General features: G+C 63.3%; 16 protein-coding genes. 6 read left to right on the top strand and 10 right to left on the bottom strand.

The genetic code is table 11. The annotated features are described in order from the left end of the window. Window positions 1-129 precede the first annotated feature (129 nt). The 3 genes from QMX78_RS13770 to QMX78_RS13760 form a co-directional block, all read right to left on the bottom strand. Window positions 130-633, bottom strand: a complete 504-nt coding sequence (locus QMX78_RS13770; RefSeq protein WP_282270486.1) for a FimD/PapC N-terminal domain-containing protein — start codon at window positions 631-633, stop codon at window positions 130-132. Window positions 634-637: 4 nt separating this feature from the next. Beyond that, on the bottom strand, window positions 638-1390 hold the full coding sequence (locus QMX78_RS13765) for a molecular chaperone (RefSeq protein WP_282270484.1): 753 nt from the start codon (window positions 1388-1390) through the stop codon (window positions 638-640). 75 nt (window positions 1391-1465) lie between these two features. Beyond that, on the bottom strand, window positions 1466-2014 hold the full coding sequence (locus QMX78_RS13760) for a fimbrial protein (RefSeq protein ID WP_282270482.1): 549 nt from the start codon (window positions 2012-2014) through the stop codon (window positions 1466-1468). Between the two features lie 782 nt (window positions 2015-2796). Here QMX78_RS13760 and QMX78_RS13755 point away from each other — a divergent pair. Continuing rightward, window positions 2797-4950 carry a TonB-dependent siderophore receptor gene (locus QMX78_RS13755; protein ID WP_282270479.1) on the top strand — a complete coding sequence of 718 codons (2154 nt, stop codon included), beginning with the start codon at window positions 2797-2799 and terminating at the stop codon, window positions 4948-4950. A gap of 166 nt (window positions 4951-5116) precedes the next feature. On the opposite strand, the gene QMX78_RS13750 is transcribed toward QMX78_RS13755, so the two are convergent. The 7 genes from QMX78_RS13750 to QMX78_RS13720 all read right to left on the bottom strand — a co-directional run bounded on the left by QMX78_RS13750 (window position 5117) and on the right by QMX78_RS13720 (window position 12947). Next, on the bottom strand, window positions 5117-5854 hold the full coding sequence (locus tag QMX78_RS13750) for a copper homeostasis protein CutC (protein WP_282270477.1): 738 nt from the start codon (window positions 5852-5854) through the stop codon (window positions 5117-5119). Beyond that, window positions 5851-6858 carry a N(4)-(beta-N-acetylglucosaminyl)-L-asparaginase gene (locus QMX78_RS13745; protein ID WP_282270472.1) on the bottom strand — a complete coding sequence of 336 codons (1008 nt, stop codon included), beginning with the start codon at window positions 6856-6858 and terminating at the stop codon, window positions 5851-5853. The genes QMX78_RS13750 and QMX78_RS13745 overlap by 4 nt, the downstream gene beginning before the upstream one ends. A 22-nt stretch (window positions 6859-6880) precedes the next feature. Further along, window positions 6881-7915 carry a glucokinase gene (locus QMX78_RS13740; RefSeq protein WP_282270470.1) on the bottom strand — a complete coding sequence of 345 codons (1035 nt, stop codon included), beginning with the start codon at window positions 7913-7915 and terminating at the stop codon, window positions 6881-6883. An 89-nt stretch (window positions 7916-8004) separates the two neighbouring features. Next, a complete protein-coding gene (gene crcB / locus QMX78_RS13735; RefSeq protein WP_282270468.1) occupies window positions 8005-8391 on the bottom strand; it encodes a fluoride efflux transporter CrcB in 387 nt (128 codons plus the stop codon). Window positions 8392-8427: 36 nt separating this feature from the next. Next, on the bottom strand, window positions 8428-9723 hold the full coding sequence (locus QMX78_RS13730) for a replication-associated recombination protein A (RefSeq protein ID WP_282270488.1): 1296 nt from the start codon (window positions 9721-9723) through the stop codon (window positions 8428-8430). Between the two features lie 125 nt (window positions 9724-9848). After that, on the bottom strand, window positions 9849-10487 hold the full coding sequence (gene lolA, locus QMX78_RS13725) for an outer membrane lipoprotein chaperone LolA (protein ID WP_282270466.1): 639 nt from the start codon (window positions 10485-10487) through the stop codon (window positions 9849-9851). A gap of 93 nt (window positions 10488-10580) precedes the next feature. Continuing rightward, the gene (locus QMX78_RS13720) at window positions 10581-12947 is read right to left on the bottom strand and encodes a DNA translocase FtsK (protein ID WP_282270464.1); all 2367 of its coding nucleotides are present in this window, start codon (window positions 12945-12947) and stop codon (window positions 10581-10583) included. 289 nt (window positions 12948-13236) lie between these two features. Here QMX78_RS13720 and trxB point away from each other — a divergent pair, with 289 nt between their 5' ends. The 5 genes from trxB to infA all read left to right on the top strand — a co-directional run bounded on the left by trxB (window position 13237) and on the right by infA (window position 17308). Continuing rightward, on the top strand, window positions 13237-14205 hold the full coding sequence (trxB, locus tag QMX78_RS13715) for a thioredoxin-disulfide reductase (protein ID WP_282270462.1): 969 nt from the start codon (window positions 13237-13239) through the stop codon (window positions 14203-14205). Between the two features lie 35 nt (window positions 14206-14240). Beyond that, window positions 14241-15122, top strand: coding sequence for a metallophosphoesterase (locus QMX78_RS13710; protein ID WP_282270461.1), 882 nt, complete (start codon window positions 14241-14243; stop codon window positions 15120-15122). Further along, on the top strand, window positions 15119-16261 hold the full coding sequence (locus QMX78_RS13705) for a GNAT family N-acetyltransferase (RefSeq protein WP_282270459.1): 1143 nt from the start codon (window positions 15119-15121) through the stop codon (window positions 16259-16261). Before QMX78_RS13710 ends, QMX78_RS13705 begins: the two co-directional genes overlap by 4 nt. Then, complete coding sequence (gene aat, locus QMX78_RS13700) at window positions 16258-16992, top strand: leucyl/phenylalanyl-tRNA--protein transferase (protein WP_282270457.1); 735 nt, start codon at window positions 16258-16260, stop codon at window positions 16990-16992. The genes QMX78_RS13705 and aat overlap by 4 nt, the downstream gene beginning before the upstream one ends. Window positions 16993-17089: 97 nt before the next feature. Further along, window positions 17090-17308, top strand: a complete 219-nt coding sequence (infA, locus tag QMX78_RS13695; protein WP_005409596.1) for a translation initiation factor IF-1 — start codon at window positions 17090-17092, stop codon at window positions 17306-17308. The last annotated feature ends 180 nt before the right edge of the window (window positions 17309-17488 follow it).

Raw genomic sequence — 17488 nt, 5'->3', positions numbered from 1 at the left:
TACACAGCCAAGGTGCTTGAACAGACCCCATAGATGGGGAGAACCTGCCCGAGAGACGAGCAATCAACCTTGAAATTCAGTCGCTTAGGCAGCTTTTGGCCCTGTACGTAATGATTCCCTGCCGACCATCTAGTTGGCGAACACCATGGTCTTGCCGGCATCCCACATCTCGCGGCTGACATGGTCGCGAGGCTTGCTGATCAGCAAGGCCTGCGGCACGGAAAGATCCAGGCGCAGGCGCCCTACGTCCAATGCCGTGGTTGCCCCTGGGAGGCGCACCTTGAGTTCCGCACAGTTCGGGTCACCGCCATCTGCAGTGTCGGCAGCCACAAGGCGGGTGCCCAGGGTATCCCGTACGAATGTCTCGCTCAGGCAAGGCTGGATACGCCCGTCCACGTCCTTGAACTCCAGCTCAAGCCGGTCGACATAGTTGTCGTTCAGATAGACATCGACGAGGTAGCGCCCAGCATCTACCTGGTCGCCGCTATTGAATCGCTTCAAGTTGCTGATCGAAAGCGTGGAGCCCATCAACAGTCGATCGTCGAATTCATACACCGAGTCATTTGCACTGGCCACGTTGCCTGCGCCCAGCACTGCAGCACCCAACGCGACCGCAAGCTTAGAGATACGCATGCCTTCAGCGCGCAACGGCATGGGTGACTGCAATCCTTGCGCCGTAGTCATTGATCAGATGCGCGCTTACCACCGCTTCGCCTGCTGGCAGCTGGGTGGGCGCAAGCGGCATCCATTGTGCGGAACCCATCGGCGGCACCATGGCCGGCGTGAGTTTCCAGTTGGCGCCAGCCACGCTCAGCGTGGCACCGCCAAATGATGCGTGGTAGCCGGTCGGGTTCTCCACCTGTACATGCCAGTTGTTTCCCGACTGCTGGATACGGAAGCGCAACTGCTCCGGAATCTGCGCAGGCGTACCTGCAATTCCCATCGGCCGGTAGAACATTTTCAGCCGGTTGCGCATCAACACCATCACCTTGTTCTGATCTGCAAGTGCGGTGTTCATCGGCGGCACCTGCAGTACGTTCAGATGAAACACGGACTCGCGATCGTTGGGCACGTCCTGGCCTGCGAACATCACGCGGATCCGCTGGCCAGCACCGGGCGCCATGCGCGATACCGCAGGCGTCACCACGAACGGACCATCGGCATCGGCTGGCGTCGACTGCGGGTTGTCAACGTCCACCCATGCCTGAACGGCATTCGGGAACGCATCCTGGTTGGTCAGCTGCACCGTGACCTGTTTTGCATCCGCCGGGTAGATCACGCGGGTACCGGAAACAACAACACTTGCCTCAGCCACCCCCATGCTCAACAGCGCGAAGATGCCTGCGATTGCAGTGCAGGTAGCGTAGCGGCGGGTAGGAACCTGGTGCATGTGCTTTCCTCAAGTGGAGTTGCTGGCAATGCGTGGCCCGGGAGGGCGACTGTTCAAGGTCGCCCTCCAAGCCTGTTACTCGTAGCGAACGGTGTAGGTCACCGAGCCCAGGACCGGGCCCGGCGTGACGGTGGCGTCTTCGGAGATGTAGCGAACACCGTAGTCATGGGTGGCGGTGGTCTCGCCAGCACCCAGCAGGATTTCGCCCGCACGTACAGCTGCGCCACCGGCCAGGTTCACAGGGGTGCCGCCCGGTGCATCGAGCAACTGCAATGCCACACCCTCGGCGCCTGCGGCAGCGGTGTTGGTGAGGTTGCCGGTGGTGGTCGGGTTGGTCGCCTGGAACAAGGTGGTGAAGGTTTCATCGGCTCCAGACGCGGCACAGCCGGTCAGGGTGATGGTGAACACACCTTCACCTGCGGAATTGCCCACCGCACCATTGAGGTCGGAAACCGGAATGCTGTTCAGCACGATGGTCGGATCGGTGCCGCCGTTGATTACCGCAGAACAGGTCTGGTCGGTCACTTCACCGTTGAACGTGATGACATTACTTGCATTGGCCGAAGCGCTCATGGCCATGGCAGCGGCCAACGAAATCAGAATGCTGGTTGCTTGCTGCTTCACTTGGTATTACTCCTGAAACTCTGTTTTGGGGAGGCGGCATTGTTGATTCCCACGCAAAGCAGGGACATAGGACGAGGCTTAAAACGCTGGGATTTCTGTCTTGGCAACCGTTCGGTCGGCGACTTTGTGCACGCTGTCAGCACAGTTCGCGCGAGACCGCAGCGCTGAAACGGGCAAGCGCGGAAGTACCTGCAGTACTCCGAGCGGTTCGAGGTAACCGACGTAAATGCGCGGGCGTCTCGAGTTGTACGTGGACCCTGATTTGCAGCAAAGACGTCCTCGCATGCTGGAAAAGCTGACTCGCTAACAGGCACATCAGCGTTTCCACTTACGCACTGCACTCATGTGCCTGGGCTGCTGCGCGCGGCAGCACGCATAACGCCCGCTTGCCCAGGCGCTTTCTGATCGAAAGATGTTCGTCGGGGTCACAACGGATGCTGCCCCGCAGGCGCAAGCGGCATTTGCGACAGCAATCAGTTGCAGTCCTATTCCGGCGTGCCGCCCTGCCCCGCCCACGCGCAGCCCAGCGAGCGCCCCAGAAGGGAATGTCAAATTAAGTGACGAGTCACTATAGAAAGACCCTGCAGTACACAGCGCTGACCAAGGTGGATCCTTCGCACTGATTCTCCTTTTGGCCAGTCTGTCGCGGCACGAACCGGTTCTTACCTGACTGGCGAAGATTTGCTATTGCGACTCATTCGCAATACGATTTTTTTTGTAACCCTGCTGGCAGGCCGCCGCCGCCCTGCTCCTTATTTGCCTCTCCTGCCAAGGCCATCTCCTTGCTGCCTCGTCTTCCGCGCGTGCGTTTCCCGCGTCATTCCGCTCTGTACATCTGCCTCTCCGCTGCCTGCCTGAACGTGCAGGCGCAGACGGTGGAACCCATTCCCGCCAACCAGCCTGCCAAGGACGCAACCGAACTCGACACCGTGCGGGTGAAAGGCGAGCGCCTGGGCTTGAACCTCAACCTGGACGCCAGTGCTGGCGCGCTGGGCACCAAACGGCTGTTGGATACCCCGTTCTCGGTGACCGTGGTGGAGCAGGAAGACATCGAGAAGCGCGGCGCCACCACGTTGGGCGATATCTTCATCAACGATCCATCGGTCTACGCAGCCGAGCCTTCGGCTACCACCGCCTGGTGGGGCACACAGATCCGTGGCATCGGCGTCAGCAACCACTATGTCGATGGCGTGCCGATGTTGATGGAATGGGGTGGCGAGTATCCGCTCGAAGCCGTCGAATCGGTGCAGGCATTGAAGGGGCTCGGCGGCTTCATGTACGGCTTTGGCTCGCCCGGCGGCATCATCAGCTATCGCAGCAAGCGCCCGACCAGCGCACCGATGCTCTCCACGACGTTGGGCTGGCGCAACGACAGCGCATGGTCCGCCCGCGTCGACGCCAGCACCCGCGTCAACGGCCCGGATTCCTTTGGCGTCCGCGTCAACCTGGCCAAGGACGGCGGCGATGCCTACAACGGCGCAGGCCTAGACCGCGAAGTCATTGCGATAGCCGTGGAGCAACCCATCGGCGAGGCGCTGGTATGGCACGCCGAAGTGCTGCGCGAAGACAACAAGCTCAAGCACGAACCGATGTACTTCTACTGGGACAGCTACCAGGGCGACCGCCTGCCCCGCCCCAGCTATGACTACGAGAACGTTCGCGTCCGCAATTCCTACTACCAAGCGAAGACCACCAACACCAACACCGGCCTGCAATGGCGTGTGAGCGAAGATTGGAACGTGGACTTCACCGTTGGCGGCAGCCGCCGCGAGCACTACTCCAACAAGATGTTCGGCAACCTGCTCAATGAGGCGGGTGACTACGAGGGCAGCGTCTACAACTTTGGCGCCGATCTTCGTAGCAGCGTTGCCCAGGTGCTGGTCACCGGCAGCGTCGACACCGGCACGATACGCCATGAACTGGTGTTCGGCAGTGCGATGCAGCGTAGTTGGGACCGCTGGAGCAATGAGTTCTACTGGAGCAACGACTTCTCGGGCAATCTTTACCAGCGACAGGATTTCATCTCGCACCACGTTCCGGATTTCAGCTTCGCTGCGGTGAGCTCGGATGAGCGGCAGAAGTCGGTGTTCGCCAGCGACACCCTGCACTTCGGCGAGAAATGGCAGGCGATACTCGGTGCGCGCTATGTCGATTACGAACAGCGCGACAAGGACGGCGACCCGACCGTGGATTCGGGTTACGCCACCTCTGCGCTTACCCCAACGCTGGCATTGATCTACAAGCCGGTGGAAGCGGTATCGATCTACGGCAGCTACGTGGAGTCGCTGGAGTCTGGCGGACGCGTTGGCTTCGACAGCGAGCCACCTTACGCCAATGCTGGCCAGGTGCTGGACGCCACCATCAGCAAGCAATACGAGATCGGTGCCAAGTACCAGAGCGGCAGGCTCGGATTCACTACCGCTGCATTCCGCGTTGAGCGTGGCGCGAAGATTGACCAATGGCGTGGTGGCCAGCGCTATCTGGTGCAGGACGGTCTCACCTTGTATCGCGGCTTTGAAGCAATCGCCAGCTACGGGGTAACCGACAGCCTCGATATCGGTCTGGGTGGTTTGTGGTTGGATGCCAGTCTGGAAGATCTCTCGCCGGAGAACGCTGCGCTGCGCGGCAACCGCCCGGCGGGTTCGGCGCCGCGTAGTTACGTCGCCAACTTCGACTACCGCCCTGCCCTGCTGACCGGCTTCAGCCTGCACGGCACGGTGCGCTATTCCGGCGAGCAGTACTACGAAGATGCCAACCGCATCCTCATTCCAGGGCGCACGATCACCGACCTCGGCTTCCAGTACCGCACCACGCTGGCAGGTCGTGACGCCACGCTAACCGGCAACGTCAACAACGCGTTCAATCGCAAGTATTGGAACCTGGACATGCTTGGCGAAGCGCGGAACGCGTCCCTGGATCTGCGCATCGACTGGTAAACCGCGACGCAGTGCCCGTACTCTCGCGGGCATTGCGCAATGCTTGCTGCATGATCCAGAACGATGGCCGGGGGCTGCGAGGCCCGCATGGGACAATCTTCAGGCTACAGATCACTGATTAAAGTGACTCACCACTTTAATCGGCAGCCATCGAGCTGAAGCATCCTCAGCCCAGCTCATCCAGGGCCATGCGCAAGGCCCTGACCGCGCTGCTTCCGGTTTGGATCCAATCGTTGTCCAAGCCCTGCAAGGCGGGGTTCTGGTAGCGCATGGCGGACTGTCGCCGCGACTTGGCCGAAGCATGCAGCTGCAGGCAGCCAGTCTGTCGGGCGACGTTAGCGATGTTCCGGGCATTCAGGCCTGCGCCGGCCATCAAATCCAGGCGTGTTCCGGCCTGTTCCGCCAGATTGGCCAGCACAGCACTGCCTTCAGCAGCACTGGCGTGGCCACCGGAGCTGAGGATGCGTTTGATGCCGAGCTCAACTACCTGCTCCAGCGCAGCTGGCAGGTCGCGGGCGGCATCGAAGGCGCGATGGAAGGTGATATCCATTGGCCCGGCCGCGCTCACCAGTTCACGACATAACGGCATGTCGATCGCGGCGTCAGCGGTCAGTGCGCCAATCACCACGCCATCGCAGCCCAGCTGCCGACAATGCGTGATGTCGCGCAGCATGATCTCTGCTTCCACGCTTCCGTAGTGAAAGTCACCGGGACGCGGGCGTATCAATACGAACAAAGGGATCTGCAGCTGCTCGCGTGCAACCGCGATGCTGCCTAACGACGGCGTAGTACCGCCTTGTTCCAGATTCTCGAACAATTCAATGCGATTGGCGCCGCCGTGTTGTGCTGCCACGGCTGACATCGCCGAGTTGCAGGCGATCTCCAGCAGATACGCCGAACTCACGCCTGCGTGCTCGTGTACACCGATGCCGAGTCCAGCAAGGCATCCTGCTTGCTGCTGTCGCATACCGCGTAGACGAAGCCCTTGTGCAGCGCATACGCGCCCACTTCACCGCTGCGGTTCATTGCCAGGAAACAGACCTGCAAGGTGCGGCTGGCTTCCGGGCGCTTGCGCACCACCCGCTGGATGGCTTCGCGGCAGGCCTCGGCAGGTGAGCGACCTTGTCGCATCAGCTCCACCACCAGGAACGAGGCCGCATTGCGGATCATCTCCTCGCCCATGCCGGAGGCCGTGGCGGCGCCCACTTCGTTGTCCACGTACAAGCCAGCGCCGATGATCGGGCTGTCGCCAACGCGGCCGTGCATCTTGAACGCCATGCCACTGGTGGTGCAGGCGCCGGCCATCTGTCCGCTGGCATCGATGGCGATCATGCCCAGCGTGTCGTGGTTGTCCTTGTCACCGGGAATACCACGACGCTCGGCGTTGATCTGCGGCGCGTAGTGTTCGGTCTTCAACCATTCACGCCATGCCTGCTCCGCTTCCGGGGTGAGCAGGTTCTGTCGTTCGAATCCTTGTTGCACGGCGAACTGCTGGGCCCCCTCGCCCACCAGCATGACGTGTGGGGTCTTCTCCATCACCGCGCGGGCAACGGAGATCGGGTGCAGGATGTCGACCAATGCAGCCACCGATCCGCAACGCCCATCGCCAGCCATGATGCTGGCGTCGAGGCTGAGCACGCCATCGCGATCCGGATTGCCGCAGCGGCCGACAGTGGGATTGCAGAGTTCGCTTTCCGCCCAGCGGGCGCCGGCTTCAACCGCATCCAGTGCGCTGCCGCCCGCAGCCAATACCTTCCATGCAGCCTGGTTCGCACCTACGCCGAAGTCCCAGGTTGAGACCACGCGCGCGCCGTTGGCAGCGACCGGCGATGCCAGCAGCCCCGGCGCCGCACTGCCCAACATGCCAATAAGCGCGGACGACTGCAGGAACTGTCTGCGGGTACTCATGCCTGGGTTCTCCTAAGTTGTGTCAGCGTGCTGCGAGTTTGTCCACGTGCCAAGCCAATGCGCCAAGTACACCGAGCTCGCCGTGTTCAACACGCCAGACCGGCACGTGCCGCAGCGCCTGCGACAAGCGGTCCTTGGCAAGGAAGCGTTGCTGGAAGCCGCCTGCGTGCAAAGGGCCACTCAAATGGCCGGTGATGCCGCCGGTCAGGTAAACCGCCCGGGCGCCAAAGGTCAGCGCGAGGTCACCCGCCAGGCTGCCCAGCCAGGCGCAGAATACCTCGATGCTTTCCGCGGCCAACGGGTCTGTGCCGGCGGCGGCGACCAGATCAGCGGGACTGCGCCATTTCGGCGTGCTGCCGCGCAGTTCGCACAAGCTGGTGTAGAGCGTCAGCAAGCCCGGGCCGGACAGGATCCGCTCGTTGTCGATATGCGTGTACTGCCGCGACAACAGGCGCAATACGTCCTGCTCCAGTGGCGTGGAGCCTGCCAGCGCCGCATGCCCCGCTTCACTGGCGAGTACCGATGGATTACCGCCAGGCAGATACACGGCGACGCCCAAACCGGTGCCGGGGCCGAGCACCACGGCCGGACCTGCCACCACCTGGGTGGGATCACCGCAGATCAGATGCAGCGCGTCGGCGTCGGCATGCGCCATGGCCTGCGCGACGGCGACAAAGTCATTGATCAGCTCCAGTGTCTCCAGACCGGAGTCGCGCCGGGTTGCCGCCAGCGACACCGGCCACGCCAGGTTGGTGTTGAGCAGCGTGTCGCCATCAAGCACGCCTGCGATGGCCACGACGGCGTGTGCGATCGGTGGTGCGCTGGTTTCGCGCGCCAGCCAATCGGCGTAATCGCGCAGGATCGCGGCAAGGCTGGGATGTTCGGCGCAGGTGTACTTGCGGAAACCCTGCACGCTCAACGCGCCGGAGCTGTCCAGTCGGGTCCAGCCCAGGCGTGCGTAAGTGCCACCCACATCAGCGCCAATGATGGTGCTGGTCGATTCAGAATCCTGGATTGCATCGCTGCGGGCCGCGTCCTGCGACTTTGGCCTGCTCATTCGTGTGCCCGCTTTTGCTGCATATCCAGAGAACGCTCAATTTGTGGTGGGCGCATGATGCGGTATCGACTGCGGCATTGAAAGCCGCCTCAAGTCAGGTGCCGCAAGGCACGCCAGGTCCACCAGCCCAGGGCGGTCATCGACAGCGAGCCCCCCAGGTGCAAACCAATGGTGGCCAGCCCCCAGCCCAGCTGTTGCCGTTGCAGCAGGTCCACCACTTCGGCCGAAAAGGTTGAAAAGGTTGTCAGCCCGCCGAGCAAGCCGGTGACCATGAACAAGCGCCATTGCGGTGACAGTTCTGGCCGGGAGGCAAAAAAAGCCAGCGCCAGACCAATCACGTAGCCGCCGAGCAGGTTGGCAGTCAGCGTCCCGATCGGCACGCTGTTGTGCAACGGGTTCAACCATAGGCTCAGCCCGTAACGCAGCCAGGCACCGAGTGCCGCACCAACGCCGATGGCCAGGAAGGAAAGCCACATGGGTTCAAACTCCGGACACGGGTTGGCGGATGGCGGTCATTTGCGCTGCGCGCGGGCCTGCTCGCGGGCGGTGCGCAGGCGATCCAGCTTGTCTTTCAGCTTGATCTCCAGGCCGCGCTCCACCGGCTTGTAATAGACCTGTTCGCCCATCTCGTCCGGGAACGCGGTCTGGTCCAGCGCGATGCCGCCCTCGACATCGTGGTCGTACTGGTAACCCTGGCCATAGCCCAGCGTCTTCATCAGACGCGTCGGTGCGTTGCGAAGGTGCATCGGCACCGGCTGGGTGCCGTACTTGGCGATGTCGGCACGGGCCGCGTGCAGGGACATATAGGCCGCATTGGATTTGGCGGTGCTGGCCAGGTAAACAACCAGGTTGGACAGGGCGATATCGCCTTCCGGTGCGCCGATGCGGTCATAGGCGTTCCAGACATTGATCGCCATTTCCAGCGCCCGCGGATCGGCCAGCCCGACGTCTTCCACCGCCATGATGGTCAGCCGGCGTAGCAGATAGGACGGATCACAGCCGCCGTCTAGCATGCGGGCAAGCCAGTAGATGGCGCCATCCGGGTTGGAGCTGCGTACCGATTTGTGCAGCGCCGAGATCTGGTCGTAGAACTGCTCGCCGTTCTTGTCGAAGCGGCGGGTGCGGTCGGCCAGTACCTGCAGCAGGGTTTCCGGGGTGATTTCACCGCCCTCTCCTGCTGCCAGCTCGGCGGCGATTTCCAGCAGGGTCAAGGCGCGACGCACGTCGCCATCGGCGGCGCGGGCGATTTCCAGCAGCGACTCGGCCGAGACCGTGATGTCCTGCTCGCCCAACCCGCGCTCGGTGTCATCCAAGGCGCGCTGCAATGCTTCCACCACGTCTTCGGGCGAGACTGACTCAAGTACGTGCACGCGGCAGCGCGACAAGAGTGCCGAGTTCAGCTCAAACGAAGGATTTTCGGTGGTCGCGCCGACAAAAATAATCGTGCCGCGCTCGATATGCGGCAGGAAAGCATCCTGCTGTGCCTTGTTGAAACGGTGCACTTCGTCGACGAACAGCACCGTGCGTCGCCCTTCGGCGAAACGCTGCGCGGCTTCGGCCAGCACCTGGCGCACGTCGGGCAAGCCGGACAGCACGGCCGAGATGGCACGGAATTCGGCATCGGCATACTGGGCCAGCAGCAAGGCCAACGTGGTCTTGCCACAGCCCGGCGGGCCCCACAGGATCATCGAATGTACGCGCCCGGATTCAACCGCGCGACGCAGCGCCGTATTGGGTGCCAGCAGACGCTTCTGGCCAACCATCTCGTCCAGCGCACGCGGACGCATGCGCTCGGCGAGCGGACGCATATTGTCCCGGTCCGCGGTCAGCAGGTCGGCGGGAGCTTCATCAAGAAAGATATTTCGGGATCTGGCCACGCCCACATTCTAGCAGCGTGGCCACCCTGCCCCGGCCTCAAAAGCCGGGCTTGGGTTCAGCGTTCGCCGACGACGTCGACGTCCTTGCCCGGCACGAAACGGAAGGTGCCGGCAGCGAAGCTGGGGTTCTTCTTCCAGCCGCTGAAGGTGATGATGGTGCGCTGGCCGACCGCGTCGGTCAGCTCCATCCGCGACAGCGCGCCACCGGCGAAGCCCAGTGCGGCGACATCGAAACTGGCCTGGGTATCGCGCTTGGGGGTGAGCGACAGCCACTGCATGCCGTCGCGCGGCGCGGCTTCCTCGCTGATGTCGTACTGCTGTTCCAGCAGTGCCGGATTGATCAGGGCGGTGAGCGGGTTGTTCTGCTCCTCGGTGCCCTGCGGGCTGACCCGGGCCTGCTCCAGGTCCGGCTCGTACACCCACAGCTTGCTGCCGTCGGCGATGATCAGCTGCGGATGCGGGCGGGTGTATTCCCAGCGGAACTGGCGCGGTGCCGACAGCGCCACACGGCCGCTGGAGGATTCCTTGACGCGGCCACGCTGATCCACCACCTGCTGCGCGAACTGCCCATCAAGGCCGCGCAGGCCGCTGGTGAAGGACTTCAGGTCATCACGGGCGCCGGCATGGGCATCCGCAGCAAGGCCGGCACAAGCCAGGGCAACAGCAAGAACGGAGTGGCGCAGGAATGCAGTCATGGCGGCTTGGGATAGTTGTGTCGTTGGTGAGGCAGAGTCTGCCTCTTTCAAACTGAATGGGCGGCAATCAATCGCTGAATGCCGCCCATTCGTTCAGTGCTTGGGCGGCGGCGGAGCCAACACGGTGCGGTCGCCATTGTGCTCTGGCGCGGTAACCACACCGGCCGCTTCCATTGCCTCGATCAGGCGCGCGGCGCGGTTGTAGCCGATCTTCAGGCGACGCTGCACACCAGAAATGGAGGCGCGGCGGGTTTCGGTGACGATGCGCAGGGCTTCGTCGTAAAGCGGATCGGACTCGTCACCACCGCTGCTACTGCTCTCCGGCAGGCCGTTGGCACCAACCACCACGCCATCACCCATGGTCTGCACTTCGTCCAGCACGCCCTCGATGTAATCGGTAGGGCCGCTGGCCTTCAGGTGCTCGACCACGCGGTGCACTTCTTCGTCGGAGACAAAGGCGCCGTGGACGCGATCCGGCATGGCGGTACCCGGCGGCAGGTACAGCATGTCGCCATTGCCCAACAGCGCTTCCGCGCCGGACTGGTCGAGGATGGTGCGTGAGTCGATCTTGGAGCTGACCTGGAAGGCGATGCGGGTCGGGATATTGGCCTTGATCAGGCCGGTGATCACGTCCACCGACGGGCGCTGCGTGGCCAGGATCAGATGGATGCCGGCCGCACGTGCCTTCTGCGCCAGGCGTGCGATCAGTTCTTCGACCTTCTTGCCGACGATCATCATCATGTCGGCGAATTCGTCGATGAAGATGACGATGAAGGGCAGCGGTTCGAGCGGACGCGGGGCCTCGCCCATCTCCGGGTTGGGCTTGAACAGCGGGTCCATCATCGGCTGGCCAGCGTCGATGGCGTCCTTCACCTTCTTGTTGAAGCCGGCCAGGTTACGCACGCCGACCGCGCTCATCAGCTTGTAGCGACGCTCCATTTCGGCCACGCACCAGCGCAGGCCGTTGCCGGCCTCCTTCATGTCGGTGACCACCGGTGCCAGCAGATGCGGGATGCCCTGGTAGACGCTGAGCTCCAGCATCTTCGGGTCGATCATCAGCATGCGCAGGTCTTTCGGGCTGGCCTTGTACAGCAGGCTCAGCACCATCGCGTTGACCGCAACGGACTTGCCCGAGCCGGTGGTACCGGCCACCAGCAGGTGCGGCATGCGCGCCAGGTCGGCCACGCTGGGGCGGCCGGCGATGTCCTTGCCCAGCGCCAGGGTCAGCACGCTGGCCGACTTGTCGTATTCCTTGGAGCGCAGCAGCTCGGACAGGAAGATCATTTCGCGGGTGACGTTGGGGATTTCCAGGCCGATCACCGACTTGCCCGGAATCACGTCAACCACACGCACCGACTTGACCGACAGGCCGCGGGCGATGTCCTTGTCCAGCGAACTGATCTGGCTGACCTTGATGCCCGGCGCCGGTTCGATCTCGAAACGGGTGATCACCGGGCCCGGATAGGCGCCGACGACCTGCGCATCGATGCGGAAGTCCTTGAGCTTGAATTCGATCTGCCGCGACAGGGTTTCCAGCGTCTGCTCGTCGTAGCCCTTGGCCTGCGGCTTGGGGTCGTCCAGCAGCGCCAGCGGCGGGATGTCCGAGCCGTCGCCATTGACGCCCTGGAACATCGGAATCTGCGTCTCGCGCTTGGCGCGGTCGCTCTTCTCGATCACCGGCGCAGGCCGCGGCTCGATCTTCACCGGCTCGCGCTTGGCGCGGACCTCGGCGTCAACCTTGCGCACTTCCTCGCGCTCTTCGCGCAGCACGCGGGTCTGCTGCCACTCGCTGGCCTGCTCTTTCTTCTTGTTGAGCAGCGGACCAAGCGCCAGCACCCACTTGCCGATCTTCTCCATCACCGCAAACCACGACAGCCCGGTGGCCAGGGTGATCGAGGTCAGCAACAGCACCAGCAGGAACAGGTTGCTGCCCACCGGGCCAAAGCCGGTCTGCAGCGACTTGCCGACCAGCACACCCAGGCCGCCACCTGCACGGGCGACGTCGCCCGGCGGCAGACGCAGGTACAGGAAACCGGTGGCACCAATCAGGAAGCCGACAATACCGACCAGACGCAGCGCCGGACCCAGATCATCCTGGCCGCGCTCATCGGTCTTCTTCAGGCCGAACATGGCGATCCATGCGACCGCAGCCAGCATCAGCGGGATCAGGTAGGCCACATAGCCAAACAGCTGGCGCAGCACATCGGCAATCCATGCGCCGACCTTGCCGCCCATGTTGTGCACGGGCGCAACCACCGAGCCCGACTGTGACCAGCCCGGATCGGTAGGCGAATATGTGAACAGACTGGCGAGCAGATACAGCAGCGCCGGCGCGATCGCGATCAACGCCAGATCACGCCACAGCTTTTGACGACGCGGATTGTCTGCTGCAGCCGCCGACTTGCGCGCTTCAGCGGCAGCCTTGGGGCTCTTGTCGCGTTCCGGGACCTGTTTCGCCACCTTTGACCAGACCTTAAAAATGCACGGTTAGTGATTGATATTAAACGACAGATCGTCGGGTTTCACCCAATTACAGCGCAGTGCGGTACGGCTGACAGACAGAAAACGTCAAAAAGCCGCCAGACGGAGGCGGCGGCAATGCGGGAAACAGCAGAGTTGTGTGCAACGGGCCGCGCAGTTCCATTCACGTGCCTTGATTCACCGAGGTCGGACCGCCACTCTATTGGCTTGCCCGGACAGCTGCGGACTGCCGCGTTCGGGCCACCAATCCTGACTTTCGCGAGTATACATGAGCACTTCCAGCCTCCCGACCAAGCACTCCCGCCTGTTGATCCTCGGCTCTGGCCCCGCCGGCTGGACCTCTGCAGTCTATGGCGCGCGCGCAAACCTGAAGCCGCTGGTCGTCACCGGCCTGCAGCAGGGCGGCCAGCTGATGACCACCACCGAGGTCGACAACTGGCCGGGCGATGCCCACGGCCTGATGGGCCCGGACCTGATGGCGCGCATGCAGGCGCATGCCGAGCGTTTCGAAACCGAAGTGGTGTTCGACCATATCCACACCGCCGACCTGTCCAAGCGCCCGTTCACCCTGACCGGTGACAGTGCCCAGTACACCGCCGATGCGCTGATCATCGCCACCGGCGCCACCGCCAAATACCTGGGCATCCCGTCCGAGGAAGCCTTCAAGGGCCGCGGCGTCTCCGCCTGCGCCACCTGTGACGGTTTCTTCTACCGCGACCAGGACGTGGTCGTGGTCGGCGGCGGCAACACCGCCGTTGAAGAAGCCCTGTACCTGTCCAACATTGCCCGCAAGGTCTACCTGGTCCACCGCCGCGACACCTTGAAGGCGGAGAAGATCATGCAGGACAAGCTGTTCGCCAAGGTCGCCGCCGGCAAGATCGAAACCGTGTGGCACCACCAGGTCGATGAAGTGCTGGGCAATGACGCTGGCGTCACCGGTGTGCGCGTGAAGTCCACCCTGGACGGCAGCACCCGCGACATCGAAGCCCATGGCTTCTTCGTCGCGATCGGCCACCAGCCCAACACCGAGCTGTTCACCGGCCAGCTGGCCATGAACAACGGCTACCTGGAAATCCGCTCCGGCCTGGGCGGCAACGCCACCATGACCTCGGTCGAAGGCGTGTTCGCCGCTGGCGACGTCGCCGACCAGCACTACCGCCAGGCCATTACCTCGGCTGGTTTCGGCTGCATGGCCGCGCTGGATGCCGAGCGCTTCCTGGACGAAAAGGGCGCCTGAGCGCCCCAACCCGCCAGCCCGCCATGGACAAGCTGATGATCAAGCAGCTGCTGTTCCATGGCAGCTGGCTGGTCTTTCCTGTCATCGCCTGGCTGCTGTGGCGCTGGCGCAAACGGCAGCACCGCGCAGCCATCGTGGTGCTGCTGCTCGGTTGCAGCGTGTTCGTCTGGGCACGCTTCATCGAGCCGCAGATGATCGTGACCAGGCACACCACGCTGGTAGGTTCTGGCACCCCTACACGTATCGCGCTGGTCAGCGACATCCACCTGGGCGTCTACAAGGATCAGCGTTTCCTTGAGCGGTTGGTTGAGCGCATCAACGATCAGGATGTCCACGCGGTGGCGATCGCCGGCGACCTGACCTACGAACCGCAAGGTCTATCGCTGCAGGAGCTGTTTGCGCCGCTGGCGGACCTGCGCGCGCCTGCGTTTGTGGTGCTCGGCAACCACGACCAGCAAAAGCCCGGCCCAGACATCGACAAACCCTTGCGCGCCGCACTCGCCGCGCACGGCATGAACATCATCGAAGGACGCCTGCTCAGGGACACCAACGGAGTGAACTGGGCCGGCCTCGGAGACCGCTGGGCAGGCCGGGATGACGCGCGCTTCCTGCTCGGGGGCGAGGCACTGCTCGGTCCCACGATCATTCTTGCCCATAACCCCGACAGCGCCATGCAGGTGTGCGCCGGCAATGTGGCCGTTGTGCTCGCCGGGCATACGCACGGCGGACAGATCCGCATCCCCTGGCTGTACCGCAAGGTCATTCCGAGCGCTTATGGCTTCGATCGTGGTGAGCAGGTCGTGCAGGGCGCGTGCGGTCCGATACGTGTTTTCACCACCAGCGGTGCCGGTGAGATCGGCCTGCCATTGCGCCTGTTCAACCCACCCGTCATCGACGTACTGACGTTGGAACCATGAACCTGCCTTTGCAACTTCGCGTCCTGCCCAGCCTTGCAGCGTTGCGCGCCGCGCAGTGGGATGGCCTGCATGACGGCAGCAACCCCTTCATCAGCCACGCCTTTCTCGGCGGGCTGGAGCAGCATGGCTGCCTGCACCCGGAATGGGGCTGGCAGGCCCAGCACCTGAGCCTGTGGCGCGACGACGAACTAGTCGCCGCCGCGCCGGGTTACCTGAAGCAGAACTCGCACGGCGAATTCGTGTTCGATCATGCCTGGGCCAACGCGTATGCACGCCATGGTCTGGAGTACTTCCCGAAGTGGCTGTGCGGCGCGCCCTATTCGCCGGTCACCGGGCCGCGCCTGCTGGCCCGTTACGACGCTGATCGGCAGGCATTGATCGAGGCCGTCGTGCGCCATGTGCAGGACAACGACTTGTCGTCCGCACATATCAATTTCCATCTCGCCGATGAAGACCCACTGTTCGGCGCGCAATGGCTGCAGCGCGATGACGTGCAGTTCCAGTGGTGCCGCCAGCCGGACTGGAAGAACTTCGATGACTTCATCGGCGCGATGGATCACAAGCGGCGCAAAAACATCCGCCAGGAGCGCGCCAAGGTTGTCCGCGCCGGTATCAGCTTCGTCGTGCGCCACGGCGATGAGGCCAGCGCGGACGAGTTGCGCGCCATGCACGGCTTCTACCTGCAGACCTTTGCCGAGTACGGCAACGCGCCGGCGCTGACTTTGGCGTTCCTGCGCCACATAGCCGAGCAGATGCCGCGTCAGCTGGTGTTGTTCCTGGCAATCCAGGATGGCGAGCCGATTGCAGGCGCGCTGTGCCTGCGTGGCGCCGATACGCTGTACGGGCGCTACTGGGGCGGCGCCACCCTGCCCGGCCTGCACTTCGAGACCTGCTATTACCAAGGCATCGAATATTGCCTGCGCGAAGGCCTGCAGCGCTTCGAACCCGGCGCGCAGGGCGAGCACAAGCTGGCGCGCGGCTTTCTTCCGACGCAGGTTCGCAGCCACCATTGGCTGGCCCATCCGCAGTTCCGCGAGGCGGCACGCGACTGGTGCGGCCACGAGCGCGAGGATGTCGCGACCTATGCCGCAGACCTGATGCGCCATTCGCCCTTCAAGCAGGAAGATCCATCGCAATGAGCAACAAAGGTCCGTTCCTGCTGGACAGCGCCAGCGATGCGCCGTTCCCGCCCGCCGAGCTGGCCTTGCGGGAGCCTGATGGCCTGCTTGCCGTCGGTGGCGACCTCAGCCCGGTGCGGCTGCTCAATGCCTATGCCGGCGGCATCTTTCCATGGTTCTCCGAGGGCCAACCGCTGCTGTGGTGGTCACCGGACCCACGCATGGTGTTCCGCACCGATCAGGTCCACCTGTCCTCGCGCTTCCGGCGCGGGTTGCGCAACAGCAACTGGACGATCCGCGCTGATACAGCGTTTTCCGAGGTCATGCAGGCCTGCGCCTTGGCCCCGCGCCCCGGCCAGGATGGCACCTGGATCACCGCCGACATGCACCAGGCCTATGTCGCCCTGCACCAGCTCGGCTACGCGCACTCGGTGGAAGTATTCGACGGCGAAGCGCTGGTGGGTGGCATTTACGGCGTCGCCATCGGCCAGATGTTCTACGGCGAAAGCATGTTCAGTGGTCGCAGCGGCGGCTCGAAGGTCGCACTCGCGGCCCTGGCCAGCACCCTGGCCGAGTGGGGCTGGCCATTGATGGATGCCCAGGTGGAAAACCCGCACCTGCTGCGGATGGGTGCGGAGCACCTGCCACGCGCAGTGTTTCTGGAAAGCGTGCGCCAACTGGTACAGCAACCCAGCGACGCTGGCCGCTGGACGCGCAGATTCGGCGAACTGACCGCCTCGGCGTTGGCCTGAATGCCGGTACTTAACGCAAACTTTGCATCCTTGGCCGCGACAGCGTAAAATGCCCGCCCTTAGGCCAATGGCCGTCCGCAGAACCGCACAGGACTACATGTCGAAAGACGACTCCATCGAGTTCGAAGGCACCGTCAGCGAGACGTTGCCGAACACCACTTTCCGTGTTCGCTTGGAAAATGGGCATGAAATCATCGCCCACATCTCCGGCCGCATGCGCAAGAACTACATCCGCATCCTGACCGGTGACCGCGTCAAGGTTGAGATGACGCCGTACGACCTGACCAAGGGCCGTATCACCTACCGCATGAAGTAATGCGGTAAGTCGAGCGTGAGCAGAAAGCCAGCCTTAGCGCTGGCTTTTTCGCGTGGCCAGGATTCCATGTAGTGCCGAGCCATGCTCGGCAGAGGCGTTACCAGCAATGCCCCTTGTAGTGCCGAGCCATGCTCGGCAGGAGCGTTCCCGGCAATGCCCCATGCCGAGCATGCTCGGCAC

This window comes from Stenotrophomonas sp. PS02298 (genome assembly GCF_029959445.1).
GTDB lineage: Bacteria > Pseudomonadota > Gammaproteobacteria > Xanthomonadales > Xanthomonadaceae > Stenotrophomonas.
The sequence above is the reverse complement of the archived record's forward strand: the minus strand, read 5'-3'. Positions and strand labels throughout refer to the sequence as shown.

What these genes read in the sequence shown, in the direction of transcription:
- QMX78_RS13770 (WP_282270486.1), bottom strand. Translation starts at nt 633, where the DNA reads ATGCGTATCTCTAAGCTTGCGGTCGCGTTGGGTGCTGCAGTGCTGGGC.
- crcB (WP_282270468.1), bottom strand. Translation starts at nt 8,391, where the DNA reads ATGTGGCTTTCCTTCCTGGCCATCGGCGTTGGTGCGGCACTCGGTGCC.
- QMX78_RS13710 (WP_282270461.1), top strand. Translation starts at nt 14,241, where the DNA reads ATGATCAAGCAGCTGCTGTTCCATGGCAGCTGGCTGGTCTTTCCTGTC.
- QMX78_RS13740 (WP_282270470.1), bottom strand. Translation starts at nt 7,915, where the DNA reads ATGAGCAGGCCAAAGTCGCAGGACGCGGCCCGCAGCGATGCAATCCAG.
- QMX78_RS13765 (WP_282270484.1), bottom strand. Translation starts at nt 1,390, where the DNA reads ATGCACCAGGTTCCTACCCGCCGCTACGCTACCTGCACTGCAATCGCA.
- QMX78_RS13705 (WP_282270459.1), top strand. Translation starts at nt 15,119, where the DNA reads ATGAACCTGCCTTTGCAACTTCGCGTCCTGCCCAGCCTTGCAGCGTTG.
- infA (WP_005409596.1), top strand. Translation starts at nt 17,090, where the DNA reads ATGTCGAAAGACGACTCCATCGAGTTCGAAGGCACCGTCAGCGAGACG.
- aat (WP_282270457.1), top strand. Translation starts at nt 16,258, where the DNA reads ATGAGCAACAAAGGTCCGTTCCTGCTGGACAGCGCCAGCGATGCGCCG.
- lolA (WP_282270466.1), bottom strand. Translation starts at nt 10,487, where the DNA reads ATGACTGCATTCCTGCGCCACTCCGTTCTTGCTGTTGCCCTGGCTTGT.
- QMX78_RS13730 (WP_282270488.1), bottom strand. Translation starts at nt 9,723, where the DNA reads ATGCGTCCGCTCGCCGAGCGCATGCGTCCGCGTGCGCTGGACGAGATG.
- trxB (WP_282270462.1), top strand. Translation starts at nt 13,237, where the DNA reads ATGAGCACTTCCAGCCTCCCGACCAAGCACTCCCGCCTGTTGATCCTC.
- QMX78_RS13745 (WP_282270472.1), bottom strand. Translation starts at nt 6,858, where the DNA reads ATGAGTACCCGCAGACAGTTCCTGCAGTCGTCCGCGCTTATTGGCATG.